This is a genomic window from Streptomyces eurythermus (genome assembly GCF_014649115.1).
Taxonomy (GTDB): Bacteria; Actinomycetota; Actinomycetes; order Streptomycetales; family Streptomycetaceae; genus Streptomyces; species Streptomyces eurythermus.
The window spans coordinates 163,875-189,917 of the sequence record NZ_BMSK01000014.1; the positions used below are offsets into that span (position 1 = coordinate 163,875).

At 74.7% G+C, this 26,043-nt stretch carries 22 protein-coding genes; 10 read left to right on the forward strand and 12 right to left on the reverse strand.

The features are described from left to right. Positions 1-65: 65 nt before the first annotated feature. Complete coding sequence (locus tag IE251_RS26410; protein WP_189755510.1) at positions 66-1,457, reverse strand: serine/threonine-protein kinase; 1,392 nt, start codon at positions 1,455-1,457, stop codon at positions 66-68. A gap of 45 nt (positions 1,458-1,502) precedes the next feature. On the opposite strand from IE251_RS26410, the gene IE251_RS26415 reads away from it, so the two are divergent. Then, a complete protein-coding gene (locus IE251_RS26415; RefSeq protein ID WP_189755511.1) occupies positions 1,503-2,054 on the forward strand; it encodes an RNA polymerase sigma factor in 552 nt (183 codons plus the stop codon). An 8-nt stretch (positions 2,055-2,062) separates the two neighbouring features. Here IE251_RS26415 and IE251_RS26420 read toward each other — a convergent pair whose 3' ends face one another. Beyond that, a complete protein-coding gene (locus IE251_RS26420; RefSeq protein WP_189755512.1) occupies positions 2,063-4,462 on the reverse strand; it encodes a SpoIIE family protein phosphatase in 2,400 nt (799 codons plus the stop codon). A 356-nt stretch (positions 4,463-4,818) separates the two neighbouring features. Here IE251_RS26420 and IE251_RS26425 point away from each other — a divergent pair, with 356 nt between their 5' ends. The 4 genes from IE251_RS26425 to IE251_RS26440 all read left to right on the forward strand — a co-directional run bounded on the left by IE251_RS26425 (position 4,819) and on the right by IE251_RS26440 (position 9,574). Continuing rightward, entirely contained in the window at positions 4,819-7,920 is a 3,102-nt protein-coding gene (locus IE251_RS26425) for a glycoside hydrolase family 2 TIM barrel-domain containing protein (RefSeq protein ID WP_189755513.1), read from the forward strand. A 90-nt stretch (positions 7,921-8,010) separates the two neighbouring features. Further along, complete coding sequence (locus tag IE251_RS26430) at positions 8,011-8,250, forward strand: hypothetical protein (RefSeq protein ID WP_030607465.1); 240 nt, start codon at positions 8,011-8,013, stop codon at positions 8,248-8,250. A 3-nt stretch (positions 8,251-8,253) separates the two neighbouring features. Next, complete coding sequence (locus IE251_RS26435) at positions 8,254-8,631, forward strand: hypothetical protein (protein ID WP_030607468.1); 378 nt, start codon at positions 8,254-8,256, stop codon at positions 8,629-8,631. A gap of 508 nt (positions 8,632-9,139) precedes the next feature. Beyond that, positions 9,140-9,574: a protease inhibitor gene (locus IE251_RS26440; protein ID WP_189755514.1), complete on the forward strand. Its 435-nt coding sequence runs from the start codon at positions 9,140-9,142 to the stop codon at positions 9,572-9,574. A gap of 197 nt (positions 9,575-9,771) precedes the next feature. On the opposite strand, the gene IE251_RS41230 is transcribed toward IE251_RS26440, so the two are convergent. From IE251_RS41230 to IE251_RS26460, 4 genes are all read right to left on the reverse strand, one after another. Beyond that, positions 9,772-10,014, reverse strand: coding sequence for a CDGSH iron-sulfur domain-containing protein (locus IE251_RS41230; protein ID WP_200692107.1), 243 nt, complete (start codon positions 10,012-10,014; stop codon positions 9,772-9,774). Next, positions 9,995-10,648 (reverse strand): HemK2/MTQ2 family protein methyltransferase, encoded by a 654-nt coding sequence (locus IE251_RS26450; protein WP_268253344.1) that lies wholly within the window; start codon positions 10,646-10,648, stop codon positions 9,995-9,997. The genes IE251_RS41230 and IE251_RS26450 overlap by 20 nt, the downstream gene beginning before the upstream one ends. Positions 10,649-10,669: 21 nt before the next feature. Further along, entirely contained in the window at positions 10,670-11,707 is a 1,038-nt protein-coding gene (locus IE251_RS26455) for an iron-containing redox enzyme family protein (RefSeq protein ID WP_189755515.1), read from the reverse strand. 274 nt (positions 11,708-11,981) lie between these two features. Continuing rightward, entirely contained in the window at positions 11,982-12,155 is a 174-nt protein-coding gene (locus tag IE251_RS26460; protein ID WP_167345730.1) for a hypothetical protein, read from the reverse strand. A 235-nt stretch (positions 12,156-12,390) separates the two neighbouring features. Here IE251_RS26460 and IE251_RS26465 point away from each other — a divergent pair, with 235 nt between their 5' ends. The 3 genes from IE251_RS26465 to IE251_RS26475 are packed head-to-tail and all read left to right on the forward strand — an operon-like array spanning position 12,391 to position 14,969. After that, complete coding sequence (locus tag IE251_RS26465) at positions 12,391-13,242, forward strand: SDR family NAD(P)-dependent oxidoreductase (RefSeq protein WP_189755516.1); 852 nt, start codon at positions 12,391-12,393, stop codon at positions 13,240-13,242. 6 nt (positions 13,243-13,248) lie between these two features. Then, positions 13,249-14,175: a DMT family transporter gene (locus IE251_RS26470; RefSeq protein ID WP_189755517.1), complete on the forward strand. Its 927-nt coding sequence runs from the start codon at positions 13,249-13,251 to the stop codon at positions 14,173-14,175. 8 nt (positions 14,176-14,183) lie between these two features. Further along, a complete protein-coding gene (locus IE251_RS26475; RefSeq protein WP_189755518.1) occupies positions 14,184-14,969 on the forward strand; it encodes a polysaccharide deacetylase family protein in 786 nt (261 codons plus the stop codon). A gap of 101 nt (positions 14,970-15,070) precedes the next feature. Here IE251_RS26475 and IE251_RS26480 read toward each other — a convergent pair whose 3' ends face one another. Then, positions 15,071-16,117, reverse strand: a complete 1,047-nt coding sequence (locus IE251_RS26480) for an MGDG synthase family glycosyltransferase (RefSeq protein WP_189755573.1) — start codon at positions 16,115-16,117, stop codon at positions 15,071-15,073. 236 nt (positions 16,118-16,353) lie between these two features. Between IE251_RS26480 and IE251_RS26485 the strand changes: the two genes are divergently transcribed. Beyond that, positions 16,354-17,184: a YhjD/YihY/BrkB family envelope integrity protein gene (locus IE251_RS26485; protein WP_189755519.1), complete on the forward strand. Its 831-nt coding sequence runs from the start codon at positions 16,354-16,356 to the stop codon at positions 17,182-17,184. Positions 17,185-17,239: 55 nt separating this feature from the next. Here the strand turns inward: IE251_RS26485 and IE251_RS26490 are convergent, their stop codons facing one another. The 5 genes from IE251_RS26490 to IE251_RS26510 form a co-directional block, all read right to left on the reverse strand. Beyond that, on the reverse strand, positions 17,240-20,056 hold the full coding sequence (locus tag IE251_RS26490) for an NHLP bacteriocin export ABC transporter permease/ATPase subunit (protein WP_189755520.1): 2,817 nt from the start codon (positions 20,054-20,056) through the stop codon (positions 17,240-17,242). A 1-nt stretch (position 20,057) separates the two neighbouring features. Then, the gene (locus tag IE251_RS26495; RefSeq protein WP_189755521.1) at positions 20,058-22,277 is read right to left on the reverse strand and encodes an NHLP family bacteriocin export ABC transporter peptidase/permease/ATPase subunit; all 2,220 of its coding nucleotides are present in this window, start codon (positions 22,275-22,277) and stop codon (positions 20,058-20,060) included. After that, positions 22,274-23,080 (reverse strand): HlyD family efflux transporter periplasmic adaptor subunit, encoded by an 807-nt coding sequence (locus IE251_RS26500; protein WP_189755522.1) that lies wholly within the window; start codon positions 23,078-23,080, stop codon positions 22,274-22,276. The genes IE251_RS26495 and IE251_RS26500 overlap by 4 nt, the downstream gene beginning before the upstream one ends. A gap of 114 nt (positions 23,081-23,194) precedes the next feature. Beyond that, positions 23,195-23,413, reverse strand: a complete 219-nt coding sequence (locus IE251_RS26505) for a hypothetical protein (RefSeq protein WP_030607508.1) — start codon at positions 23,411-23,413, stop codon at positions 23,195-23,197. Between the two features lie 488 nt (positions 23,414-23,901). Then, positions 23,902-24,315, reverse strand: a complete 414-nt coding sequence (locus IE251_RS26510; RefSeq protein WP_189755523.1) for a PaaI family thioesterase — start codon at positions 24,313-24,315, stop codon at positions 23,902-23,904. A 196-nt stretch (positions 24,316-24,511) separates the two neighbouring features. On the opposite strand from IE251_RS26510, the gene IE251_RS26515 reads away from it, so the two are divergent. Further along, entirely contained in the window at positions 24,512-25,897 is a 1,386-nt protein-coding gene (locus IE251_RS26515; RefSeq protein ID WP_229896939.1) for a S1 family peptidase, read from the forward strand. The last annotated feature ends 146 nt before the right edge of the window (positions 25,898-26,043 follow it).

Sequence of the window (26,043 nt, forward strand, 5' to 3'; positions counted from 1 at the left end):
GGACCGCCGGAAAAGTTCGGGGCACGCGGGTTCTTTTCCCCGATTCGCCCCTCGGCAGGCGCCGTTCAGGCCACCCGCAGCGAACGCAGTACGCCGTCGGTCGCGTCGCCGTCACCCCGTTGGCGTATCTGCACATAGACCTGCGGCCGGCCGGCACCGCCCGCCGGGGCCAGCGCGGACTCGGTGACCGAGCCGCCGTCCGGGCAGCCGCTCCAGGAGCGGACCAGCCCGTGCCAGCGGGCGTCGGTGAAGCCGCGGGCGCCCCGGTAGCGGCAGCCGGGGTGGCTGAGCGCCTCGACCCCGGCGGTGACGCCGCCACGCGGGCTGACACCGACGAACGCCCCGTCCACGGGCGCCGTCAGGTCGGGCCAGCGGGACAGGTCGTCGGCCACCACCAGGCCCGGCTCGCGCCCCGCCGCCAGCCCGAGCACCCGCGGGTCCCAGCCGGAGCCGCGCAGCTCGCGGCCCCAGCCGGCGGGCACCGTGAGCGTCACCCGCCCGCCGGCGTCCGTGATCCGCACCCGCTCCGGCCCGCCGCCGTCCCGGTGCGCCGCCACGGTCACCGTGACCGCCGCGGCGCCGGCGGCGAGGACCGCGGCGAGGGCCAGGGTCACCGGGCCGAGCCGGGCGCGCAGCCGGTCCAGCCGCCGGGCGGGCGGCGCCGGGGGCCGCGCGGCCAGCCGGTCCAGCTCCCGCGCGAACGCCAGGGCGCCCGGCCAGCGCCGCGCCCGGTCCGGCTCCAGCGCGCGCAGCAGCGCCCGTTCCACGTCCTCGCCCAGCTCCGGCCGCAGCCGCCGGGGCGGCACCACCTTCCCCGGCGGGCCCGGTACGGTCCCGGTGAGCAGCTCGTAGCCGACCGCGCCCAGGCTGTAGACGTCCGCCCGCTCGTCGATGCCCGTCCCCGGTTCGGCCTGCTCCGGCGGCCGGTACCCCGCCGAACCCGCCGCCAGCGTCAGCACCGATGCCTGGGCGAGGCTCTTGGCCAGGCCCAGGTCGGCCAGCAGCACCCGCCGGGAGCCGTCCCGGGCGGTGTGCAGCAGCACATTGGCCGGCTTGATGTCACGGTGCACGATGCCCGCCTCGTGCAGCTCGGCGGCCCCGCGCGCGGCCTCGGCGGTCAGCGCCAGCGCCTCCGGCACCGGCAGCGCCCCGCCCGCCGACAGCTCGGCCAGGCTCCCGCCACCGGCGTACTCCATCACGAAGTACGGTCTTCCGTCCGGCAGTTCACCGATGTCGTAGACCTGCACCACCCGGCTGGAACCGGCCCGGCGCAGCAATCTCGCCTCGGCCAGGAAGCGTTCGCGGACATCGAGCCGGTGCGCCCAGTTCTCCGCGAGGACCTTCACCGCCACCGGCGCCTGGAGCTCGGGGTCGTGGGCGAGCCACACCAGCGCGAACGCGCCGCTGCCCAGCGGCCGTTCGAGACGGTGGCGGCCGATCCGCTCCGGGGGCTGCATATGGCTATCATGCCTGGCCCGGGACCGACGTGAAGGGGGCCGGCCGTGCCGGAGGGGGCATCGACCGAGGAACTGGCCCGGCGCGCCGCCGCCGGCGACGGCGCGGCCCTGGAGCTGCTGCTGACCGAGATCCGGCCCGAGACCGTGCGCCGCTGCGGGCGCTTCCTGCCCTGCCGGGAGGACGCCGAGGAGGCCGCCCAGGACGTGCTGCTCCAAGTGGCCCGGCACATCACTGGGTTCGAGGGCCGCAGCCGCTTCGGCACCTGGCTGTACACCGTCGTCGCCAACTGCTGCCGGCAGAAGTACCGCGAGCTGAAACGGCGGGCCGCCGAGCAGCCCGCCGTCATCGAGCCCGCCCATGCCGTCGATCCGCGCACCACCAGCGTCATCGCCGGCTCGCGGGTGGATCTGCTGGAGGCCCTGGACCGGCTGGAGCGGGAACACCCGCAGCTGGTCGCGCCGCTGGTGTACCGGGACATCTGCCAGCTCGACTACGCCGAGGCGGCCGAACGCGCCGGCATCCCGCTCGGCACCCTCAAGTCCCGCCTGCACGAGGCCCGCAGGCGGGTACGGCCCTGGCTGACGGCCTCGGCCTGACCCGGCGGCTACCGGTCCTGCTCGAACAGCGGCAGCTCGGCCCAGATCGTCTTGCCCTCCGCCGTGTGCCGGCTGCCCCAGCGCTGGGTGAGCTGGGCGACCAGCAGCAGGCCCCGGCCGCCCTCGTCGAACACCTTGGCCCGGCGCAGATGCGGGGCGGTGTGGCTGGCGTCGAAGACCTCGCAGGTCAGCGTGTTCGCGTCATGGATCAGCCGGAGCCGGATGGGATGGGAGCCGTACCGGATGGCGTTGGTGACCAGCTCGCTGACCACCAGCTCGGTCGTGAACGTCGCCTCGCTCAGCGACCAGTCGGACAGCTGCTCCACGACCTGCTTGCGGATCGGCGCGACCAGCGCCGGGTCGGCGGGGATGTCCCAGGTCGCCACCTGCGAGGCGGGCAGGCCCCGGGTACGGGCGAGCAGCAGGGCCACGTCGTCGGGCGCGCCGCCGTAGGGGAGCAGGGTGTGCAGGACACGGTCGCAGGTCTCGTCCAGGGAGCCGGCGTACGCCCCGAGCGCCGCGTGGAGCATCTCCCGGCTGGTCTCCGGGTCCCGCTCCCGGGACCACACCAGCCCGTCCGTGTACAGCGCGAGGACCGTGCCCTCGGGCAGCTCCACCTCGGCGGACTCGAACGGCAGCCCGCCCAGGCCCAGCGGGGGACCGGCGGGCAGGTCCAGCGCGCGGGGCGCGCCGCCCGGCTCCAGCACCACGGGCGGCGGGTGCCCGGCGCGGGCCAGGGCGCAGCGCCGGGACACCGGGTCGTAGACCGCGTACAGGCAGGTGGCGCCGAGTTCCCCGGGGCTGCCCGCCTCGCCGGCGCTCGCGGTCCCGGACTCGTCCGAGAGCCGCAGCACCAGGTCGTCCAGGTGGGTCAGCAGCTCGTCCGGGGCCAGGTCGATGTCCGCCAGGGTGCGCACGGCGGTGCGCAGCCGGCCCATGGTGGCCGAGGCCCGGATGCCGTGCCCGACCACGTCCCCGACGACCATCGCGACCCGCATCCCGGACAGCGGGATCACGTCGAACCAGTCCCCGCCCACCCCGGCGCGCGCGGCCGGCAGATACCGGGAGCAGGCCTCCAGCGCGGCCGTGTGCGGCAGCGAGCGGGGCAGCAGGCTGCGCTGGAGCGCGAGCGCCGTCTCCCGCTCGCGTGAGTAGCGGCGGGCGTTGTCGATGCAGACGGCGGCCCGCGCGGTGATCTCCTCGGCCAGCAGCACGTCGTCCGGGGTGAACGCCTCCGGACGCCGGTGCCGGGACAGCACCGCGACCCCCAGGGTCAGTCCGCGCGCCTGGATCGGCACCGACAGCGCGCAGTGGACGCCGGACTCCCGCGCCGGTGTGCCGCCCGCGCCGGGCCGGGCCGGTACCCGGTCGACGGCGCCGGGGGCCGGCGGGACGGCGACGGTGCGGCCCGTGGTCAGCGCGTCCGCCTGCGGGGATGCCTCCGGGTACTGCTCCGTCTGCCCGGGGCCGGTCTGCGTCTCCGGTACGCCGGGCAGCACCGACTGCTGGGCGATCCGGCGCAGCCGCACCGGCGCGGTGATGCGGGCCGGGGCCTCGGCGCAGCCCTCCTGCGGATCGAGCAGGTCGATGGTGACGAAGTCGGCGAGCGCGGGCACGCACACGTCCGCCAGCTCCTGGGCGGTACGGGTGACGTCCAGCGTGGTCCCGATGCGCACGCTGGCCTCGTTGACCAGCTGGAGCCGCTGCCGGGCACGGTGGTTGTCGGTGATGTCGTGCGCGGCCATGGACACGCCCCGCACCCGGCCCGCCCGGTCCCGCACCGGCGCCATCCGGGCCAGCCAGGCGTGCGCCCGGTCCTCGCCGCCGGTGCGCAGGAAGGTCTGCACGTCCAGCGGCCGGCCCGAGGTCAGCACCCTGAGCAGGTCCCGTTCCAGCTCCTCGCTCTGCGGTTTGCCGCCGATCTCCGCGATCCGCAGCCCCCGTACCCGCTCCTCGGGCAGGCCGACGACGGCGGCCATCGCCTCGTTCATCCGGCGCAGCCGCAGCCGGTCGTCGTACACGGCGATCGCGCAGGGCGACTGGATCAGGCCCGCCTCGGCGAGCGGGTCGTCGGCGGCGGGCGGTTCGGTGCCGGCGAGCGGGGTGACCACGAGCCAGTCGCCCGGCCCGCCGTCGTGCGGCGGACGGTGGTGGGCGAGCAGCCACACGCGGACGGTACGGCCGTCGCGGTGGCGCAGGCCGAGCGTGCCCTCCCAGCGTGGGCCGGGGGGCGCGGCCGGGGCGGGGGCGCCGTCGGCCAGCAGGTCGGCGGCGGGGCGGCCGATGACGGCGTCCGCCGGGTGGCCGAGCAGGCGGACGGCTCCCTCGTTCCACTCCGTCAGGGTGCCGTCGTCGCCGATGACAGCCCGTGCCGTGCCCGTGTCGTCGAACGGATAGACCCGGCTCATCGTCGCCGCTCCCAAGCGCACACACTCTCAGTGAACAGGTGGCACCACTCGCGTTCCAGCGTAGTGCGTGACGCCCCTCGGTGAGCGGCGGCGCCGGGGCCGGTCGGCCGACCGGTCGAACACGGTCAGGGGCCGGTCAGGGGTAAATCCGGACTGTTCAGGGCCGGAGGCAGCCGTGCACGTCCGCACTCTTGACGATCGTGTGGAGCGGGACGTCAGAATCTGTTTGTTCACGATCAATTGTGAGTAGTTCTGATTCCTGATGAGCCCTGAGCCCTGAGCCCTGAGCCCTGAGCCATGACGGGAGCCCTCCGTCATGACGAGTCCATGACGAGTCCCGATGGGGGAGAGCCGCTATGACGGTCACGCGCAGGTCGGTCCTGGTCACAGCCGCGGCAGCACCCGCGGCCGGAACGCTCCCGGCCCTCGCGGCGGCCCCGGCCGCCCTCGCCGCCGAGGCGTCCGGCGCCGGCGGACGCCACACCGTGCCGCTGCGGGACGGCTGGCGGTTCCACCTGGCCGACCCGGTCGGCGCCACCGACCCGGCCGGCGACCCGGCGCGGACCGCCGGCCCGGACCACGACGACTCGGCCTGGCGCGAGGTCGCCGTACCGCACGACTGGAGCATCGAGCAGACCCCCACCACCGAGCACAACACCACCGGCGGCACCGGCTTCCTCCCGGGCGGCCTCGGGTGGTACCGGCTCGCCTTCACCCTCCCGCGCTCCTGCGCCGGCCGGCGGATCTCGGTGGAGTTCGACGGCGTCTACATGGATGCCCACGTCTACTGCAACGGCACCGAGGCGGGCCGCCACCCCTACGGCTACACCGGCTTCGCCCTCGACCTCACCGATCTCGTGCACACCGACGGCAGCACGCCCGACGTGCTCGCGGTCCGGGTGCGCAACCAGCTGCCCAGCAGCCGCTGGTACTCCGGCAGTGGCATCTACCGCGAGGCCCGCCTGGTGATCACCGAGCCGGTGCACGTCGCCCGCTGGGGGACGTACGTCACCACCCCGGAGGTCTCGGCCGGCCGGGCGCTGGTCCGGGTGCGCACGACCGTGCGCAACGACTCCGGCACCGCCGCCGACGTGGAGATCAGGTCCCGGATCACCGGCCCCGACGGCCGGACCGTGGCCCGTACGGACGGTACGGTCGCCGTCGCCGCCGCGGGGGAGGCCGCCGCGACCCACGAACTGACCGTCCAGGACCCGCTGTTGTGGGACTTCGCGACCCCGGGGCACCGCTACACCCTGCACACCGAGCTGCGCGTGGCCGGCCGCACCACCGACACCTACCGCACCCCCTTCGGTATCCGTACCTTCCGCTTCGACCCCGACGAGGGCTTCTCCCTCAACGGCATCCCCGCCAAGATCAAGGGCGTCGACCTCCACCACGACCAGGGCGCCCTCGGCGCCGCGATCAGCGCCGACGCCGTCCGCAGACAGCTGCGGATCATGAAGTCGATGGGCGTCAACGCCCTGCGCACCTCGCACAACCCGCCCGCGCCGGAGCTGATCCGGGTCTGCGAGGAACTGGGCATCGTGATGCTGGTGGAGGCCTTCGACTGCTGGCGCACCGGCAAGACGCGCTACGACTACGGCCGGTTCTTCGACGAGTGGTGCGAGAAGGACGCCACCGAGATGGTCCTGGCCGCCCGCAACTCACCGGCCGTGCTGCTGTGGTCCATCGGCAACGAGATCCCCGACTCCACCTCCACCGCGGGCCTGGCCATGGCGGACCGGATCATCGGCGCGATCAAGGCCGCCGACGGCACCCGGCCGCTCGTCATCGGCTCCGACAAGTACCGGCGGCCGCCCGCCAAGGGCTCGGCGGCCGACCTGATGCTCGCCAAGCTCGACGGCCTCGGCCTCAACTACAACACGGCCAAGTCGGTGGACGCCCTGCACGCCGCCTACCCGCACCTGTTCCTCTTCGAGTCCGAGTCCTCCTCGGAGACCTCCACCCGGGGCGCCTACCAGGAGCCGGAGCACCTCAACACCGGCGAGAACCACACCCCCGGCAGGCGGGAGGTCTCCTCCTACGACAACAACCTCGCCTCCTGGACGATGAGCGGCGAGTACGGGCACAAGAAGGACCGGGACCGGAAGTGGTTCGCGGGCCAGTTCCTGTGGTCCGGCATCGACTACATCGGCGAACCGACCCCGTACGACGTGTTCCCGGTGAAGGCGTCCTTCTTCGGCGCCGTCGACACGGCCGGCTTCCCCAAGGACATGTACCACCTGTTCCGCAGCCAGTGGACGACCGAGCCGATGGTCCACCTGCTGCCGATGACCTGGAACCACGAGGAGGGCGACACCGTCGAGGTGTGGGCGTACGCCAACGTGCCCACGGTCGAGCTGTTCCTCGACGGAAAGTCCCTCGGCGTGAGGGAGTTCGACGTCAAGAAGACCACCGACGGCCGCACCTACCTGGAGACCACCGAGCCCACCGGCGACGACAAGACCTTCACCGACGGCCCCTACCCGGGCAGTTACACCAGCCCCAACGGCAGCGCCGGCAAACTCCACCTGACCTGGAAGGTGCCGTACCGGCCGGGCGAGCTGAGGGCGGTGGCCCGGCGGGACGGCAAGGTCGTCGCCGGCGACGTCCTGCGCACGGCCGGCGCCCCGCACGCCGTACGCCTCACCGCCGACCGCACGTCCCTCCCCGCCGACGGCCGTTCGCTCGCCTTCGTCACCGCCGAGATCACCGACGCGCACGGGGTCGTCGTGCCCGACGCCGCCCACCTCATCGCCTTCGACGTCTCGGGCGGCTCCCTGGCCGGCGTCGACAACGGCCGTCAGGAGAGCGCCGAGCGCTACCAGGCGAGCACCCGCACCGCCTTCCACGGCAAGGCGCTCGCCATCGTCCGGTCCGGCGCGCGGCCCGGCACCCTCGAGGTCACCGCCCGGGTGGCCGGCCTGCGCCCGGGCACCGTCCGCCTGCACACCACCCCGGCCGGCCACGCCGCGACCACGGCGCCCGCGGTGTTCCGCCCCGACCACCCTGCGCCGCCCGCCCACCCGTACGCGGACGCGAGCTACTCCGGCCGCCCGGACACCCCGCCCGCCGCGATGCTGGACGGCGATCCGGGCACCGGCTGGTCCAACGCCTTCGTCAAGCAGGCCACCGCACTGCTGCCCGCGTTCGACGGAGCCCGGGCGAAGGACTGGGTGTCGGTCGACTTCGGGCGCGCCCGCACCTTCGACCGGGTGGCCGTCTCCTTCACGGCCGACGCGGGCCACACCCCGCCCGCGCGGGCCGAGGTCGCGGTGTGGAACGGGCACGCCTACGTCCCGGTGACCGGGGCGAGGACTCAGTGGGCCACCGCCTCCGACAGCCCCACCGTCATCACCTTCGACCCGGTCCGCGGCTCCCGGCTGCGCCTGACCCTCACCAGCGCCCGCCCGGGCCGGCCTCAGGGAGCGGTGCGCATCAGCCGACTGGATGTGTGAGGGGGCGCGCGCGGGACCTCCGGTACCGCGACGCATGGCGTCCCACCTGGGCGTATTTACCCGTAAGTACCCGCGCGGTACCGTGAGGTCATGCCAGCTCTCAACGTGGAGTTCAGCGAACGGGAACTAGAGGACCTGCGTCAGATCGCCAAGGAGCGCGGTACGTCGATGAAGGCGCTGGTGCGCGAGGCCGCCGCCGCCGACATCGCCCGGCACCGCGCTCTCCAGGAGGGCGCGGAGGCCTTCCGCCGCTTCTTCGCCGGCCACGCCGAGGAGTTCGCGGCGGCCTTCCCCGACGACGAGCGCCCCGGCAGGGGCGAGGCCGCCTGACCGATGCCCTCCGTCATCCACATCGACGTTCCCTGGCTGCTCCAGCGGCACGAAGAGGTCCTGCCCGACCAGCCCGCCGTGGACGACTTCTCGGCGCTGGTCGCGGCCGTCGCCCGGCACCGGGTGGACCCGCCCCGGCTCGGCGTCGACTCCGACGCCGCCTGGCGGGCCGCCGCCCTGCTGCACACCCTCGCCGTGCTCAAGCCGCTACCCGCGGCCAACGCCCGCTTCGCCTGCGCCACCGCCGTCGCCTACATGTTCGTCAGCGGCGCCGGCATCGACCCGCCCTACGGCGCGCTCGTCGACCTCGCGCGGGACCTCATCTCCGGCAAGACCGACGTCTACGGCGCCGCCGACCGGCTCCGCTCCTGGCAGATCTGACCCCGCCCCGGCCGGTGGAGGAAGTCGCCGGAGCCGCCGGCCGGAGCGGGGCCTCTCGGGGAGGACCGGACCCCAGTCCACCACCGGACCGTGCCCTCCGGGAGCGTGCGCGGCCGGCCGGTGCGTGCGCCCGTTTCACACGGGGCGCACGGGGCCACGCGGTCCGGCGCCGCGGCCGGACAGGAACCGTCCACGTGGTGATCACTTCATGAACACGGGGAGTCATGAAGGGGCTCGGGGCGGGCGAAGCCGGAATGTTTCAGGACGATTAACGACGCGCTGTTTTTCGGCCATCCGGCCCGTCCCGGAACGGGGGAACCGCTCTGTTACGGGGTCCCGGCGTTCGAATTCCGTGACTTCACGCCACTGATTCAACACGAAAGGTTACTGAAACCCATGGGTTCGATGTGAGTTTCGGCGGTGGACTCGGCAGAGTGGCGCACGCCGCTCCGGCACCCGACCGGGCTGGAGCCGGCAACCCGACTGTTCGAGCGGAAGGATGCACACAATGCGGAACACCGCGCGCTGGGCAGCGGCCCTCGGCCTCACCGCCGCCGCCGTTTGCGGACCCCTGACCGGGGCCGCCGTCGCTGCACCGGGCGCCGCCCCGTCGTCGCTCTACGCCCCCTCGGCCCTGGTGCTCACCACCGGCCACGGCAACGACGCGGCCACGGCCACTCCGGAGCGCGCCGTCACCCTGAGCTGCGCGCCCACGGCCTCCGGCACCCATCCGGCCCCGGCCGAGGCCTGCGCCGAACTGCGCGGCCTCGACGGCGACCTCGACGCCCTCAAGCCCGCCGACGGCGTGATGTGTACCAAGGAGTACGCCCCGGTCGTGGTCACGCTCCAGGGTGTCTGGCAGGGCCAGCGCCTCTCCTACGAGCGCACGTTCGACAACGCGTGCATGAGGGATGCCGTGGGCGGCAGCCTCTTCGCGTTCTAGGACCGGGATCGCACGGGACCCCGTGAACGCCGGATCAGGCCCGCAACTGGGGAGTGCGGCCCCTGGGGCGGGGAACCTGCGATCTCGTAACCGGGGCAGGCGGGCGGAGTGGGGCCGCCCGCCGGCTCCGGGCAACACAGCCGCTCCCCGGCCGGTCCGTGGGGGGCCGTCCGGGGAGCGGCGAAAAACGTACGGTTTCAACGCGGCGGGTCGGCCCTGCGCCGGTGACTCGTGTCGCACCAGGGGTAGCGGCGACTGCGCCGACAGGTACACAGAGCGACGCGGAACCGGTCCGAGCGGACCGTGGTCCCGTCCTCCAGTGCGACTTCCACGGGCCCTTCCATCAGGAGGGGCCCGCGCCGTTGCACGGTGACCCGCCGGGCGGGCGCGGCGGAGGCGCCGGGTTCGCGCGGCGCGCTGTCAGCAGGGTCGTTCGGCACGGATGACCACCAGCTCTTCCTTGTCGTCGGCCGGCCCGAGCAGCCCGCGCCGGCGCAGCCAGTCCTCCCGGGAGCGCAGCACCGGGCCGAAGGGCACCCGGCGGCGCCGGACCACCTCGGCCTTAAGGCCCGCCTCCCGCAGCAGTTCCAGGGTGCGGTCGGGGCCGCTCAGCGCCGAGTGCACGAGCAGCAGCAGCCCGCCGGGGCGCAGCAGCGCCGGGGCGTCGCGGCAGATCCGGTCCAGCAGGAGCCGCCCGTCGCCCCCCGCGTCCCAGGCCCGGGCCCGGCCGCGCGGCCCGCGCCCGTCCTCCGGTGCCGGCACATAGGGCGGGTTCGCCAGGATCATGTCGTAGGCGCGGCCCCGGACCGGGGCGAAGAGGTTGCCGCGGCGGATGCGCACCGGCAGCCGGCTCAGCCAGGCGTTCAGCCGGGCCGTCCACACCGCCTGCCGGGACACGTCCACCGCGGTCACCTCGGCGCCCTGCCGGGCCGCCGCCAGCGCCAGGGCCCCGCTCCCGGTGCCCACGTCCAGCACACGCGCACCCGGCGGCGGGGCCTCCTCGCGCAGGACCTCCGCCAGCATCTCCGTGTCGTCCTGGGGGGCGTACACGCCCGGAAGCAGCAAAAGGTTCACGTAACCCGAATGCCCCTCATCTCAGGATGTATGGGAAAACCGTCGCTCCGGCTCCCGCTGTCCCGTCGGTCCCAGAGGGATCCGCAGGCACGACCGGCCCGCCCGCCAGTCGGTCAGCAGCCGCCGGGCCAGCCGGACCTCGAGATACTCGGTCGCGTCGATCCCGAAGGCGATGTCCGGCGCCAGCTCCGGCTCCTCGGCGAGCAGCCCGCCGATCACCTCGTGCCGGACCACCTGCTCGTGCACCGCGTCGGCCTCCACGTGTTCGTCGTAGAAGAACTCCGCGGCCGGGCCGGCCCCGGTGCGGCGCATCGCCTCGGCGAGCCGGCGGGAGGCGGGCGAGGAGGTGATCTCCACCTCGGCGAAGTGGCCCACCAGCGCGCCGCGCAGCCCCCGGTGCAGGCCGAACAGGGACATCAGATTGACCAGGGCCAGCATCTCGGCCGGGGCCGCGTCCAGATGGCGGCCGTAGGCGGTGTCCAGGCCCAGGTCCGTCATCAGGTCGGCGAACAGCCGCGCGTGCACCCGGTCGGCCCGGCCGCCGCCGAACTCGTCGTACTCCACCGCGGCCATCGCCGCCTTCGCCCGGCCCCACAGCCGCGGCAGCACCCAGGCGTGCGGGTCGGCCTCCTTCAGGTGGTACAGCGAGCGCAGCGCCGCGTACTCGCGCAGCTGCCACAGCTCGCCCTCCTTGTGCAGGAAACCGGCGACCCCCGTCCCCTCGGCCGGTTCGACCAGCAGGGCGCCGAGCGCGTCGTCCAGGCTGTCGTGGACCGGGGTGTCGGCGCGCAGCGCGTCCAGGAAACGGCCCTCCAGCGCGGCCCGCACCCGCAGCAGCTCCGGGTCCCACTCGCGCTCCGCGGGCACCCCGGCGAAACCGCGGTAGTGCAGCTCGTAGCACACGTACAGGGCGAGCTGGAGGTCGTCACCGTACGGGTCCGCGGCCCCGGCGTCGGCGGGGCGGGGGAGCGGGCCCGCGCCGCGCAGGTTCGCGGTCAGCGCGGCGGACAGGGGGCCTCGGGGGCGGGGGAGCCGGGGTTCTCGCGGGTGGTGATTCATGGAGCCCGGGTACCCGGCCCGCCGTCGATCAACGACACGGCCCGGCATCCGGTCCGCCGGCCGGCGGCACGGCACGGCTCGTGACGTGGTTCGCCGGCCGGCGGCATGGCTCGTCACCGGCATGCCGGCCAACGGCCCGGCCGGTCACCGGCATGCCGGTCAACGGCCCGGCCCGTCGGCCCACGGTGTGGTCCGTGCCCCGGCCGGGCGGCTCACCGCGCGCCGCGCGCCCGGTCCGCCCGTGAGCACCCCCGCGGCGCCCCGCCCGGCCGGCTCACTCCCCGTCCGCCTGCTCCTGGGCCCCGGTGTTCGGGGTGATGGCGTCCCCGGCCTGGCCCGAGGCCTTGTCCTCGTCGCGCTTCTCGGCCTGCTCGACCTCCCGGAGCACCTCCTCCAGGGCCGACTCCTGCCGGTCTTCATGGTCGTCGTGGCCGTTCCCGCCCGGCATGACCTCTCCTTTCCGCCGATGTGGGTGATCTCCCCTGCGAGTTACCCGGCGGCGCCGTCCCAAGCGTCCGGCAGCCGCGTGCGACGGCCGGCTCCGGGTCCGGGGAGCCTCCGCCCGGGCGGCCGGGACGGTGCTCGCCGTGCGCGGTGTTTCAGGGTGTGGCGCCCTGGATACACCCCGAGGGTTCGGCCCCCACGGTTCGCGAGCCCCTACGCCGTCGCAGTGAGGTCGTCACATGTCCCATGCCCCGTCTCCCGCAGGACCGTCGAACGGCACCCGGCCGGCCCCGGCCCCGGCCCACGAGCAGCGTGCGGCCCCGCCGCCCGGCGGCCGGCCCGGCCGGGGCGGTGCCGCCCTGGTGACGGGCGCCTCCTCGGGCATCGGCGCGGCCGTGGCCCGCCGGCTGGCCGCCCAGGGCGGCTGGCGGCTGGCACTGAACGGCCGCGACATCACCCGACTGGAGCAGGTGGCCGCCCAGTCCGGCGCGGTCGCGCTGCCCGGGGACCTCTCCCGGCCCGGCGCCGACCGCAGACTCGCCGACCTCGCCCTGGACCACCTCGGACGGCTCGACCTGCTGGTGGCGGGCGCCGGTGTCGGCTGGGCCGGAGACTTCACCGGAATGCCCGCCGCACGCATCGACGAGGTCGTGGGCGTCGACCTGCTGGCCACCGTCCGCCTGGTGCGCGCCCTGCTTCCCCCCATGGTCGCCGCCGGTTCGGGCCGCGTCGTGCTCATCGGGTCCCTGGCCGGCAGCGTGGGCGTACGCGGGGAGGCCGTCTACTCCGCGGCCAAGGCCGCCCTCGGCACCTTCGCCGACTCCCTGCGCTACGAACTGCGCGGCACCGGGGTCGGCGTCAGCCATGTCGTCCCCGGCGTGGTCGATACCCCCTTCTTCGACCGGCGGGGCAACCCCTACACCCGGTCCTGGCCCCGGCCGGTGCCCGCCGAACGGGTCGCGGACGCGGTCTGCGCCGCCGTACGGCACGGCAGGGACGAGGTGTACGTCCCCGGCTGGCTACGGCTGCCCGTCCTGGTGCGCGGTGCCGCGCCCGGACTCTACCGGCGGCTCGCCGCCCGCTTCGGGTGAGCGGCCATGACCGCGGTCACGGTGCTGCTCGCCCTGCTCGCGGCCCTGGCCAACGCGTCCGCCTCGGTGCTCCAGCGCCGGGCCGCCGTACAGGAGACGGACCAGGGCGGCGAGCCGGGGCCCTCCATCCTGCGCCGGATCCCCCAACTGCTGCGGCGCCGCAGCTGGCTGGCCGGGGCCGGCATGCTGCTGCTGTCCGGCCTGCTGCAGGCCGGGGCACTGGCCACCGGCAGCCTGTCCCTGGTCCAGCCCCTGCTCGCCGCCGAGCTGCTGTTCACCCTGGCCGTCGGCAGCGTCGTCTTCCGGCGCCGCCCCGACACCCGGACCTGGCTGGCGTTCATCGCCCTGGCCGGCGGGCTGGCCCTGTTCCTGCTGGCCGCCGCGCCGACCGCCGGGCGGGAGACCGCGCGGCCCGGGGCCTGGCTGCTGGGCGGCGGCGGAGTGCTCGCCGCCGTCGCCCTGCTGTGGCTGGCCGCCCGCCCGGTCCGGGGCGCCTGCCGGGCCATGCTGCTCGGCCTGGCCTCGGCGCTGTGCTTCGCCACCACGGCCGCGCTGATGAAGGAGGCCGTGGGCAGGCTGGCGGACGGGCCCGCGGCGATGTTCGGGCACTGGTCGCCGTACGCGACGGGGGCCGCCGGACTGGTCGCCTTCGTGCTCCTCCAGGGCGCGCTCGGCGCCGGGCCCCTGACGGCCTCCCAGCCCGCCCTCACCCTCGGGGACGCGCTCGGCAGCGTCATCCTCGGCTGGGTGCTGTTCGCCGAGACGATCCAGCTGGGCCTGCGCATGCTGCCGGAGGCGGCCGGCGTCGCCCTGATCGGCGCGGGCAGCATCGGCCTCGCCCGCGCCCCGTCCGTCGGCGGGGCGTGGGACACCGGCGACGCGGCGGCGCGCCCCGGCCCCACCACCGCTCTTCCCCGCACACCGAGGAGGTAGGTCCACCGATGTTCCCCGTGTCCGGACGCTCCTGGCGGACGGCCGCCGCCCTGCTGCCGGCCGGCGCCGCCGCGGCCCACATCGTCCCGGCGGCGAGCTGGCTGCCCGGGCTGCGGCCGCTGCTTTTCCCCGGTCTCGCCGGCACCGGCCACGTCCGGCACATCGCGCTCACCTTCGACGACGGACCCGATCCGGAGTCGACCCCGCGTTTCCTCGACGCCCTGGACCGCCTCGAGGCGCGGGCCACCTTCTTCGTGGTCGGCGAGCACGCGGCGCGCCATCCCGGACTGGTCCGCGAGACCGTGCGGCGCGGGCACGAGCTGGGGGTGCACGGCTGGCGCCACGACCGGCCCTGGCGGCCCTCCTTCGCCCGCGACGCCGAGGAGGTGGCCCGGGCCGTGCGCGTCGTCCACGACCTCACCGGGCGGCGCCCGCGCTGGTACCGCCCGCCGTACGGCATCCTCACCACCGGCCGCTGGCGGGCCGCCCGGCGGGCCGGGCTGCGCACGGTGCTGTGGTCGGCGTGGGGCAGGGACTGGACGGCCGACGCCACACCGGGGTCCGTCCGGGCCCGGGTCGCCGCGGACCTGCGCGGCGGCGGCACCGTGCTGCTGCACGACGCCGACCGGTACTCGGCCCCCGGCTGCTGGCACGCCACGCTCGCCGCCCTCCCGGTCATCGTGCGGGACTGCCGGGAGGCCGGCCTGACGGTGGGCCCCCTCCACGAACACGGCACGGCCCCGGCCCCGGCCGCACCCCGGCCGGCCGTGCCGGAGGGCGCGCTCCGGGAGTGACCGTGCGCGTGCCGTGGTGCGGTTGCGGTGAGTGTGCGGGAGACATGGCGGGTGCCCGGCCGCCCGGCAGGGTGCCGCGGGTGTGCGCGGCACCCTGCGCCTCACAGCTCCCCCAGGCTCTCCAGCGCGTCCCCCCGGAACAGTGCGCGCCCCCGGGCCACCCGGGCGGCGCGTTCCGGGGTGCCCTCCCCGAGGCCGTCCAGGGCCCTCAGGAGCGCGGGGCCGTCGGGGGCGAGGGCGCACAGGCCGAGGTCGGCCATCCGGCGGACGCCCTCCGCGCCGTGGCCGGGCAGCGGGCGGTGGGCGACCACCGGCAGGCCCGCCGCGAGCGCCTGTACGGCCGTCTGGCCGGCCGCGTTGTCCACCAGGGCGTGACCCGCCGCCAGCAGCCCCGGCATGTCGTCGACCCAGCCCAGGGCCAGCGCGGCCGGCTCCCGGGACATCCGGGCGTACAGCCGCTCGTTGCGGCCGCACAGCACCACCGGCAGCCGGCCGGCCTCCGCCAGCAGCCGGGCGGTGGCGGCCGGCCGCGACGCCGCGCCCCAGGCGCCGGCGGACAGCAGGACCGGGGGCCGGCCGGGCGCCCGCGCGGCGAACCGCTCCCGCCACCGGGCCGCCCCGGGGGCCGGCCCGCGGAAGGCGGGGGCGACCACCGGCCCGGTGGTGACCACGGACGTGTGAAGCGCCCGGCGCACCCGCGCCGCGGCCGTGTCCGTCAGGCACAGATACCGGTCGTTGCCCGGGTGCAGCCACTGCCGGTGCACCGCGAAGTCCAGCAGGAACACGGCGCTGGGCACCCGCAGCGTCCCCCGGGCCCGCAGATGCCCGGTGAGCTGCGCGGCCAGATGGAAGACGGACACCACCACGTCGGGGCGCAGCCGGTCCACCAGGTCCGTCAGCCGGTCCCCGGCGAGCCGGGCCAGCGGCACCCCGCCGGGCCGCGGGCCGGGCCCCTCGCGCAGGAACGCGCCGTAGATCCCGGCGTACACCCAGGGCAGGTGGCGTACCGACGCCTGGTAGCCGCGGCGCAGCCCGCTGCCCAGGCCGTACGGCAGCAGCCGCAGCACGTCCACCACCTCGGCCCGCTCGCCGCGGACCTCCGCCCGGCGCACGAGTTCGGCGGCCACGGTGTCGTGACCGGCCCCCATGCTCGCGCTGAGGATCAGGGTCCGCCGCCGGCCGTCCGGCGCCTCGTGGTGGGTGCTCCGCACGGGTGGACGTCTCTCCGCCGGGGCGGCGCCCAAACCGCCCGCCGGTGGGCCGGGTCACCCGTGCGCACCGCCCCGCCGTGCCGGTGCCCGCGCTGCGGCTGCGAGCCGCCCGGCACGTGCCAGGCTGGAGACATCGGCAGGACGGCGGGTCGGCGGCGAGCACGGGAGGAGCCGTGAGGCGGTTGCGGCGCGGCCTGCACCGCGCGTGGCAGTGGCTGCGGGTCCGGGCCCTGTTCGAGCACGGGCGGGAGCTGGAGCTGATGCACCGGGCCATGGGGTTCGCCACCCTGGCCCTGGTGACGCTGGCGCCGCTGCTGATCGTGGTCGCCGCGGCCGCCCCCCTGGTGCGCGGCGGCTTCGCCTCCTGGCTGACCGACGGCATGGGCCTGTCCGGCCGGTCCGCGCACGCGGTCACCGACGTCATCAGCCCGCCCCGCAAGGTCATCGGCACCACCAGCGCCCTCAGCGCGGTCCTGCTCGCCGTCTTCGGCGTGGCCTTCGGCGGCAGCGTGCAGAACGCCTACGAGAGGATCTGGGGCCTGGCGTCCGGCCCCTGGCACCGGGTGTGGCGGCAGGCGACCTGGCTGGTGGTGCTGACCGCGTACCTCTACCAGGAGGCGGCGACGAAGACGACGCTGCACGGCGGGCAGCGGATCACCCTGTCCACGGTGAGCGGCGCGCTGTTCTTCTGGTGGGGACAGCGCTTCCTGCTGGGCGGCCAGATCCGCTGGCGGGCGCTGCTGCCGGGCGCGGTGGCCACCGTCATCGGCCTGATCGGCCTGCGCGCCTTCTCCTACCTGGTGTTCACCCCGCTCATCGTCACCAACGCCCTCAGCTACGGCGCCGTCGGCACCGTCCTCGTCGTGGAGTCCTGGCTGATCGGCGTCGGTTTCGTCATCTACGGCGGCGCCCTGTTCGGCCGCTGGTTCACCGAACACCACTGGATGCCCTCCCACCACGAGCCGGAGTGGACGGACGGGACCGAGGAGCGGGAGGAGTCCTGACCCGGATCCGGTCGGATCTTCGATCGCACCACTTCCGGACCGCGTCGGCCGAGTCTCAGGCGAGCTGCCGGCGGACCAGTTCGTGCAGGCGGCCGCCGGCGTCCGCGAGGAGTTCGGACGGGGGGCCCTGCTGGACGATCCTGCCCTCCTCCATCACGATCACCCGGTCGGCGTCCAGGACGGTCGACAGCCGGTGGGCGATCACGATCCGGGTGGCGTTGAGCTTGCGGGTGCTGTCGATGACGACGCGCTGGGTGTCGTTGTCCAGGGCGCTGGTCGCCTCGTCGAGGAACAGGATCCGCGGACGCCGGATCAGCGCCTGGGCGATCATCAGCCGCTGCCGCTGCCCGCCGGAGATCGCGCCGCCCGACGCGACGATGGTGTGCAGCCCCATCGGCATCCGCTGGATGTCCTCCGCGAGGCCCGCCAGCTCGGCCGCCGCCATCACCTCCTCCGGCGTGTACGGCTCCGCGCCGCAGATGACGTCCATGATCGAGCCGGAGAACGGCTGCGCGTGCTGGAGGACGACCCCGCACTGGCGGCGCACCGCCGACTGGTCCAGCGCCGCCAGGTCCTGCCCGTCGTACAGGACGCTGCCGGAGACCGGCCGGTCGAAGCCGATGAGCAGGCGCAGCAGCGTGGACTTGCCGCAGCCGCTCGGGCCGACGACCGCGACGAACTCGCCCGGCCGTACGGCGAAGGACACGTCGTCCAGGACCAGCGGACCGTCGTCGGCGTACCGGAAGGACAGCCGGCGGGCCTCCAGCGCGCCCGACAGCGGACCCGGACGGGTGCTCGCCGCCCGGACCTCGGGCCGGGCCTCCAGCACCGGCTTGATCTCCTCGAACAGCGGCAGCGCCGCCACCGACGACACGAACGCGCCGGTCAGCTGGGTGACCGAGGTCAGCAGCATGGTCACCGACGTGTTGAAGGTCAGGAAGTCCGCCGCCGACATCGCGCCCTCGGCCGGGCCCGCCAGCAGCATGAACATCAGCAGGGTGCAGACGGGGAGGTAGACCGCGCCCAGGACCGTGGTCAGGTTCTTGATCCGGCCCACCTTCTGCTGGAGTTCCCGGCCGCGCGCGAACTCGCGGGCCCAGGCCGCGTAGGCGTAGTTCTCGGCCGCCGCCACCCGCAGCTTGGGCAGCCCGCGCAGGGTCTGGAACGCCTGGTTGTTGAGCTTGTTGCCGAGCACCACCAGGCGTCGCTGCCAGCGCACCTGCCACAGCCCGAGCCCCGCGAACACCACCGCGACGACGAGCAGCATCCCGACCGCCGCGAGCGCCATCGGCACGCTGTACCACAGCAGCAGCCCCAGGTTCATCGCGCCGACCGTCACCGACTGGGCGACGACCGGTCCGACGCCCGCCAGCAGCCGGCGGATCGCGCTGATGCCCATCGCCGCACTGGCCAGCTCGCCGGTCGAACGCCGGGTGAAGAACCGGGTGGGCAGCCGCAGCAGCCTGTCCCACACGGCCGGTTGCAGCGCCGCCTCGATACGGCCCTCCAGGCGCAGGATGGACAAATTCTCCAGCAGCGTGAACGCCGCCGCGACCACCCCGCTCACCATCACCGCCAGGCACACCCGGACGATCAGGCCCTCCTCGGCCCTCGGCACGTACTCGCCGAGCACCTTGCCGGTCGCGATCGGCACCAGCGCGCCGATGGCCACCGTCACCAGGCCCGCGAGCAGCAGGTTCAGCAGGTCGCCGCGGGTCCCGCGGAGGCTGAACCGCAGCAGCCCGAGCGGGGAGAGCGGCTTGTCGGGCAGCGGCCGGTAGAACATCACCGCGCGCGGCTCGAACTCCCCGGCGTTGTCCTTCCCGACCGGTGTCTCGCGGCCGGTGCCCGGATGCACGGCGACATAGCCGCCGCGCCGCCACAGCAGCGCCACCGGGGCCCCGGACAGCGCCCGGTGGCCGACCAGCGGGCCCGCGTTCTCCCGCCACCAACGCCCCTCCAGGCGCACCGTGCGGGTGCGCACCCGGGAGGCCAGCGCGATCCGCTCCACCGGATCCAGCCGCTCGTTCGCGGTGCCGCTCTGCGCGGGCTCGGCGAGCGCGATCCCGGCCGCCCCGGCGACCAGCTTGCAGGCCGCGTAGGTGGCGTCCGCGTCGGCGGCCGTCGGGTGGCGGGCCGAGCGCTTGCCGATCGCGGCCAGCAGCGTCCGGTCGGCCTGCGCGCGCACCGCCTCACCGGCCCTGATCCCGGCGGCCGTACGCGTCTCGTGAGCCTGCTCCAGCTGCTCGATCCACCGGTCCAGCGCGGTCAGCAGCCGGTACTGCTGGTCCACCATGCTCTGCCACAGCGCCGGGTCCATCAGCAGATCGGCCGCGGCCTCGGCGCCGTACAGCGAGCCGTACTGCACACTGCCCGGCGGCACCTGCATCCAGAACACGTCGTCGTCGGCGGGCGCGGCGGCGCGCTCGTCCGCCAGCGGCGCCTGGAAGAGGACGGACAGACCCCGGCCGACGCCGAGCGCCACCGCGTACTCCAGCGGGCTGGAGGCGGGCGGCACGTACTGCGGGGTGCCGTACTCGTCGTAGGACCAGGTCTGGGTGCCGGCCGGCTGGTACAGCTCGCGCAGCCCGACGCGGTGCACCACACAGTCCCGGACCGGGCGGGCCACCAGGGTGTGCCGGGGGCCGGTGACCGGGCCGAGCAGCAGTGTGCCCGCCTCCAGCCGGCCCAGGTGGTGCCAGTGGCCCTGCTCGGCGGCGTCCACCGCGAACAGGTCCAGCGCGCCGGCCGCGACCAGCCACAGCACCTGCGGACCCTCCAGGTCCAGGCGGCCGAGGCCGGCGCAGTCCAGCCGGGTGCCCAGCGAGCCCAGCGCCCCGAGGACGAGGTCGCCTTCCTGCACGGATGTCATCTCACCGCTCCCTGACCAGCGCCGCGTACGCGCCGCCGCGCGCCACCAGCTCCTCGTGCCGCCCGCGTTCCACGACCGTGCCGTGCTCCAGGACGACGATCTCGTCGCTGTCGCGGACCGTGCTCAGCCGGTGCGCGATCACCACACAGGCACAGCCGCGCCGGCGCAGGTTGTCCATCACCACCAGCTCGGTCTCCGCGTCCAGCGCGCTGGTCACCTCGTCCAGCACCAGGATGCTCGGCCGGCGCACCAGCGCCCGCGCGATCTCCAGGCGCTGGCGCTGCCCGCCGGAGAAGTTGCGGCCGTCCTGCTCGACCCGGCTGTGGATGCCGCCGGGCCGGCGCATCACCACGTCGTACAGCGCCGCGTCCTTCAGCGCCTCCACCACCGCCTCGTCGGGGATGGACGGGTCCCACAGGGCCACGTTGTCGCGGACCGAGCCCTCGAACAGGAAGACGTCCTGGTCCACGAAGGAGACGGAGGCGGCGAGCGCGCCGCGCGGGATGTCCTCCAGCCGGCGGCCGTCGATGCGGATCACCCCGTCCCAGGGTGTGTACAGGCCCGAGATCAGCCGGGAGACCGTGGACTTGCCGCTGCCCGAACCGCCGACCAGCGCGACCTGCTGCCCGGGGCCGACGGTCAGGTCGAAGCCGGTCAGCAGCGGCTGGTCCAGCGGGCTGTAGCCGAAGGTGATGTTCTCCAGCTCCACATGGCCGTGCAGCCGCCGGGCCGAGTCGCCGCCCGGGCGGGCGTAGAGCGGGTCGGTCCGGAAGTTCTCCACGTCCTTCAGCCGGGCGACGTCGGCCGCGAAGTCCTGGATGCGGCCCGCCACGCCGTTGAGCCGGGTCAGCGGCGCGGTGAAGCGGGCGACCAGCGCCTGGAAGGCGACCAGCAGCCCGACCGAGATGTGCCCCTCCACCGCGCGCAGCCCGCCGATCCAGAGGATGAGCGCGCTGTTGAAGGTGGCGAGCGTCGGCGCGACCACGCCCAGCCAGGCGCTCGGCACACCGAGCCGCTGCTGCTCCTCCAGCGTGGTGGCGTGCTGCCCGGCCCACTTGCGGAAGTAGCCGTCCTCGCCGCCGGTCGCCTTCAGCGTCTCGATCAGCTGAAGGCCGGTGTACGAGGTGTTGGTGAGCCGTGCGGTGTCCGCGCGCAGCTTCGCCGTGCGGGTGGCGCGCAGCCGTACGACGAGCCGCATGGCCACCACGTTCAGCAGCGCCACGGCGATGCCGACGAACGTCAGCTGCGGGTCGTAGGTGTACAGCAGGACCGCGTACAGCACGACCACGATCGCGTCCACGCCGGCCGCCGCGAGGTCGCGGGCCAGGGTCTCGGCGACCTGGTCGTTGGACTGCAGCCGCTGCACCAGGTCGGCGGGGGAGCGCTGGGCGAAGAACGTCACCGGCAGCCGCAGCAGATGGCGCAGGAACCGGGCGCTGGAGAGGGTGGAGGAGATGATCCGGCCGTGCAGCAGGTTGGCCTGCTGGAGCCAGGTCAGCACCAGCGTGAGCAGCACACAGGCGGCCATGGAGGTGAACAGCACCCCCAGCAGGGAGGTCTGCCCGCCGATGAGGAACGTGTCGATGTAGGTGCGGCTGAGCGCGGGCACGGCCGCGCCGACCGCGACCAGCAGCAGGCTGGCCAGCACCGCCGCCGGGAGGGTGCCGGCGGTGCCGCGCAGCCGGGCCGGCATCGCGCCGAGCACCCCGGAGCGGCGCCCGCCCCGGGTGAAGCCCTCGCCGGGCTCCAGCACCAGCACGACCCCGGTGAAACTGCCGTCGAACTCCTCCATGGGCACGAAACGGCGGCCCTTGGCGGGGTCGTTGACGTACACCCCGCGCCGGCCGAGGCGGCGGCCCATGCCGTCGTAGACGACGTAGTGGTTGAACTCCCAGAAGAGGATGGCCGGGGCCCGCACCTCGGCGAGGGCGGCCAGGTCCATCTGCATGCCCTTGGCGGTCAGGCCGTAACCGCGGGCCGCCTTCAGCAGGTTGGAGGCGCGGGAGCCGTCGCGGGAGACACCGCAGGCGATGCGCAGCTCCTCCAGCGGGACGTGCCGGCCGTAGTGGGCGAGGACCATCGCGAGGGAGGCGGCGCCGCACTCGACGGCCTCCATCTGCAACACGGTGGGCGTACGGACCTTGCCGGTACGGGACTTGGGGGCCGGACGCTTGGCGGGGGCCGCCCGTCTGCGGCCGCGGGTTTCCTGGGCGGTGGTCACGGGAGCAGCCAATCGACGGGATGCTGGTCGGCGAGGTGGACGGAGCCGGTGGCGAGGGTCATGGACTCCAGCCGGAACGGCGGCCCGCCGGCGTTGGACCAGCGGTAACCGCTCTTGGTGGCGGGCGAGTCGGCGAGTTCCACCAGGACGGCGACCGGGGGGCCCTTGCGGGTGAACTGCTCGCCGAGCTGGCTGTCGCCGAGGAACGCGGCGATCGTCTGGGCGGACTGCGCGGTGCGGTCCACCGACTTCACCGTGCCGCGCAGCACGCCGTACCGCTGTGCCGGGACCGAGGAGACGGTCAGGTCGACGGAGGCGTGCGCCGGGATGGCGGCGGCGTTCTCGGCGGGCACGTACACGGTCGCGTACAGCGGGTCGGAGGCGTGGGCGACCTTCTCGACGGCGGCGACGTCGGTGCCGGTCTGGATGATCTGCCCGATGGACGCGGCGAGCGTGGTGACACGGCCGGCGGCGACCGTCCGCACCACCGTCTCGCCTTGTTCCGTACGGACCTTGAGCACGGGCGCGTTCGCGGGGAGCCGTTCGCCCTGCCGGGCGAGGACGGCCGTCACCTGCCCGGCCACCGGGCTCTGGAGCAGATAACTGCCCTGTCCGTGGGTGAGGATGGCGGGCGCGCTCACCGTGGAGGCGACCGAGCCGGTCACCGCCCACACGGTGGCCGCGGCCATGACGACGACGGTGACGCCGAGCGCCAGCCAGCCCTGCGGACGGGCCAGCCGCACCGGAAGGTCCAGCTCCTCCGGCGACTGGAGCTTGGCGAGGGCCTGTTGGCGGAACTGCACGGAACTTCCCTCACCTGTGGGTAAGACGCATGGGTGACGCGTTCGGTGCCCAACGTCCGAGAGTCCCGGAGCCGAGGGACGGCTCCGGGACTTCGGGTGACACCGGGGGTGCGATCAGAGACCGGCGACCAGGCCGTTGATCGGGGCGGTGTTCAGGCCGGTGACACCCTCGACGGTGCCGACGACCGTGTTGACCAGACCGGTCACGCCGGGGGCGATCTCGTTCACGGTGCCCAGGGTGCTGTTGAGGGTGTTCACGGACAGACCGCCGGAGACGTTGTCCAGCTCGGCGTCCGAGATCTCGACGGTCTCGACCTGGGGGGTGGAGTTCATGATGGAACTTCCCTTCGTATGGATGACTTCACAAGGGGGGAGCGGCCCCCTCTGGGGACAGACGGACGGCCGCGACCGCGGGCGCCGGACCCCCTGTTCCGGGGGCCCGCCGGACCTCTGCGGTGCGATGGATCAAAGCACGCACGCGGGGCGCGCTTCCAATCAACCAGGGCTCTCACCTGGGAATTTGGCGCCCGACGGGGTTCATCCGTGCAGGCGTGCGCACGTCATGTCGGCGACTCCTTCACATGGCACACGGCATCGTCGCGACGGGCTCCTTGCGGGCCGGAACGCGAATCCGGCACTCCTCGCCAAAGGCGTGCCGCGGGGTCTGCGGTTGTGCAGAAGCTCGGGGGCCGGTGAGGTGCCTGGGTAATGGATGTGCAGATTCCCTGAAGGGGGGATTCCGGTTCACGCTGTCAGCTGATCGTTACCGATCGGTAGCTGACAGTAGCCGATCAGGGGTTGTCGGCCGGTGACCGGGGACGTCAGCCCAGAAGCGCGTAGACCGTGCTCGCGCGGGCCGCGAGGCTGCCCGAGGCGGCGTCGGTCAGCGTCACGTCCGCGAAGGCCGTCCGGCGGCCGAGCTTCGTCAGGACCGCCTCGATCAGGACGTCCGCGCCGGTCACCGCCCGCTGGAACGACGTCGACTGCTGCACGGTCGTCATCGGCACGAACCCGCCCCGGGCGGCCGAGACCGCGATGACGGTCGCCGTGTCGGCCGCGGCCATCAGAGCCTGCCCCGACAGCCCGCCGCCCTCCCGGGCCCGCCGGTCCGACCAGGGCAGCCGCAGCACGGCCCGGTCCTCGCCCACCGCCTCGACGGCCAGCCCGAGTTCGCGGACCCACGGGGCGAAACGTGCGGAGAGGATCTCGTCGGCCTCGGCGGTGGTCATCGTCATGGGGGCGATTGTTCCCGCCCGCCCGCCGTGACACACGGAGCGTGGCCGGTTCACCGCCCCACCACGGCCGGACGGAACCGGAATTGAACACACCGCGCCGCCGCCGCGTACCTACGGCCGTCCAGGCGCCGCGACACCCACCCCGGTCCGCACGGCCCGCGAGCGGCGGGCTCCCCCTCCCAGGAGGTCGAGAAGGTTGAGTCACAAGCGAATGCCCCGGCGCAAGGCCGCGATGGCGGTGGGTGCGGTCGCGGCACTCGGCGCGGCGGCCTTTCTGCTGCCCCACGCGAACGCCTCGCAGGACGCGGGGGACGACGGCCGGGCGCCGGGCGCCACCGGCACCGCGAGGACCCTGCGGGCCACGGACGCGCCGGACCTCGACGCCCGGTTGCGCGAACTCCTCGGCGACGCCTTCGCCGGCTCCTGGTACGACAACGGCCGGCAGCAGCTCGTCGTCAACGTGTCCGGCGGCGGCGACGACGTCGTCGTCCGGGCGGAGAAGGCCGGCGCGGTCGTCCGGCAGGTGGCCAACAGCGCCGCCGAACTCAGGGCCGCCGCCCGGACGCTGAGGGCCGAGGCCGCGGTCCCGGGCACCTCCTGGGCCGTCGACCCGCGCACCGACAAGATCCTCGTCACCGCCGACTCCACGGTGACGGGCGCCCGGTGGGACCGGCTCCGGTCCGCCGTGCGCGGGCTCGGCCCCGGCATGGCGACCCTGAAGAAGTCCGCCGGCACGTTCAAGACGTTCGCCTCGGGCGGCGACGCCGTCTTCTCCCGGTCCCAGGGCGGCAGCGTGCGCTGCTCCCTCGGCTTCAACGTCACCGCCGCCGACGGCAGGCCCGCCTTCCTGACGGCCGGTCACTGCGGGGTCGCCGCCGAGAAGTGGTCCGACACGCAGAACGGCGAGCCGACAGCCACCGTCGACCGGGCGACCTTCCCCGGCGAGGGCGACTTCTCCCTCGTCACGTACGACGACCCGGGCACCCGGGCGCCCAGCGAGGTCGACGCCGGCGACGGCCGGACCGTGCCCATCAACCGGGCCGCCGAGGCCACCGTCGGCCAGACCGTGTTCCGGATGGGCTCCACCACCGGGCTGCACGACGGCCGGGTGACCGGGCTGGACGCCACCGTCAACTTCCAGAGCGAGACCGACCCCGGCGGCGTGGACACCGTCACCGGCCTGATCCAGACGGACGTGTGCGCCGAGCCCGGCGACAGCGGCGGCCCCCTGTTCACCCAGGACGGCGGTGCCCTCGGCCTCACCTCCGGCGGCAGCGGCGACTGCACCGGCGGCGGCGAGACATTCTTCCAGCCGGTCACCACCGCACTCCGGGCCACCGGGGCGACCCTGGGCGGCGGAGCGGGCGGAGGGGAGGACGACCGGGCGGGCGCGGGCGAGCGGTCCGGCGGCGGTTCCGGTTCCGCTTCCGGTGCTGATTCCCCTTCCGGTTCCGGTGACGAGGCCGGCCCGGGTGCCGGTGGCGACCCGGTCGGCGGGGACGGTGACCCGTCGGCGCCCTCCGACGGGTCCCGTTCCGGCGCGGCGGACGACGGATCGCCGGCCCTCACCGGTACGCGCTGAGCGGACCGGCGCCCCTCGAGACTCCCCGGCCGGCCCCCCTCGGTTCCAGCCGGCGGGGAGCGGTCCGGCCCTCCGGCGGGAGGGCCGGACCCGGACCGTCGGAGCGCGGACCCTGACCAGTGGGCCGAGTGCCGTCGTCCGGTGCC

What these genes read in the sequence shown, in the direction of transcription:
- IE251_RS26410 (WP_189755510.1), bottom strand. Translation starts at nt 1,457, where the DNA reads ATGCAGCCCCCGGAGCGGATCGGCCGCCACCGTCTCGAACGGCCGCTG.
- IE251_RS26420 (WP_189755512.1), bottom strand. Translation starts at nt 4,462, where the DNA reads ATGAGCCGGGTCTATCCGTTCGACGACACGGGCACGGCACGGGCTGTC.
- IE251_RS26425 (WP_189755513.1), top strand. Translation starts at nt 4,819, where the DNA reads ATGACGGTCACGCGCAGGTCGGTCCTGGTCACAGCCGCGGCAGCACCC.
- IE251_RS26430 (WP_030607465.1), top strand. Translation starts at nt 8,011, where the DNA reads ATGCCAGCTCTCAACGTGGAGTTCAGCGAACGGGAACTAGAGGACCTG.
- IE251_RS26435 (WP_030607468.1), top strand. Translation starts at nt 8,254, where the DNA reads ATGCCCTCCGTCATCCACATCGACGTTCCCTGGCTGCTCCAGCGGCAC.
- IE251_RS26440 (WP_189755514.1), top strand. Translation starts at nt 9,140, where the DNA reads ATGCGGAACACCGCGCGCTGGGCAGCGGCCCTCGGCCTCACCGCCGCC.
- IE251_RS26455 (WP_189755515.1), bottom strand. Translation starts at nt 11,707, where the DNA reads ATGAATCACCACCCGCGAGAACCCCGGCTCCCCCGCCCCCGAGGCCCC.
- IE251_RS26460 (WP_167345730.1), bottom strand. Translation starts at nt 12,155, where the DNA reads ATGCCGGGCGGGAACGGCCACGACGACCATGAAGACCGGCAGGAGTCG.
- IE251_RS26465 (WP_189755516.1), top strand. Translation starts at nt 12,391, where the DNA reads ATGTCCCATGCCCCGTCTCCCGCAGGACCGTCGAACGGCACCCGGCCG.
- IE251_RS26470 (WP_189755517.1), top strand. Translation starts at nt 13,249, where the DNA reads ATGACCGCGGTCACGGTGCTGCTCGCCCTGCTCGCGGCCCTGGCCAAC.
- IE251_RS26475 (WP_189755518.1), top strand. Translation starts at nt 14,184, where the DNA reads ATGTTCCCCGTGTCCGGACGCTCCTGGCGGACGGCCGCCGCCCTGCTG.
- IE251_RS26480 (WP_189755573.1), bottom strand. Translation starts at nt 16,117, where the DNA reads ATGGGGGCCGGTCACGACACCGTGGCCGCCGAACTCGTGCGCCGGGCG.
- IE251_RS26490 (WP_189755520.1), bottom strand. Translation starts at nt 20,056, where the DNA reads ATGACATCCGTGCAGGAAGGCGACCTCGTCCTCGGGGCGCTGGGCTCG.
- IE251_RS26505 (WP_030607508.1), bottom strand. Translation starts at nt 23,413, where the DNA reads ATGAACTCCACCCCCCAGGTCGAGACCGTCGAGATCTCGGACGCCGAG.
- IE251_RS26510 (WP_189755523.1), bottom strand. Translation starts at nt 24,315, where the DNA reads ATGACGATGACCACCGCCGAGGCCGACGAGATCCTCTCCGCACGTTTC.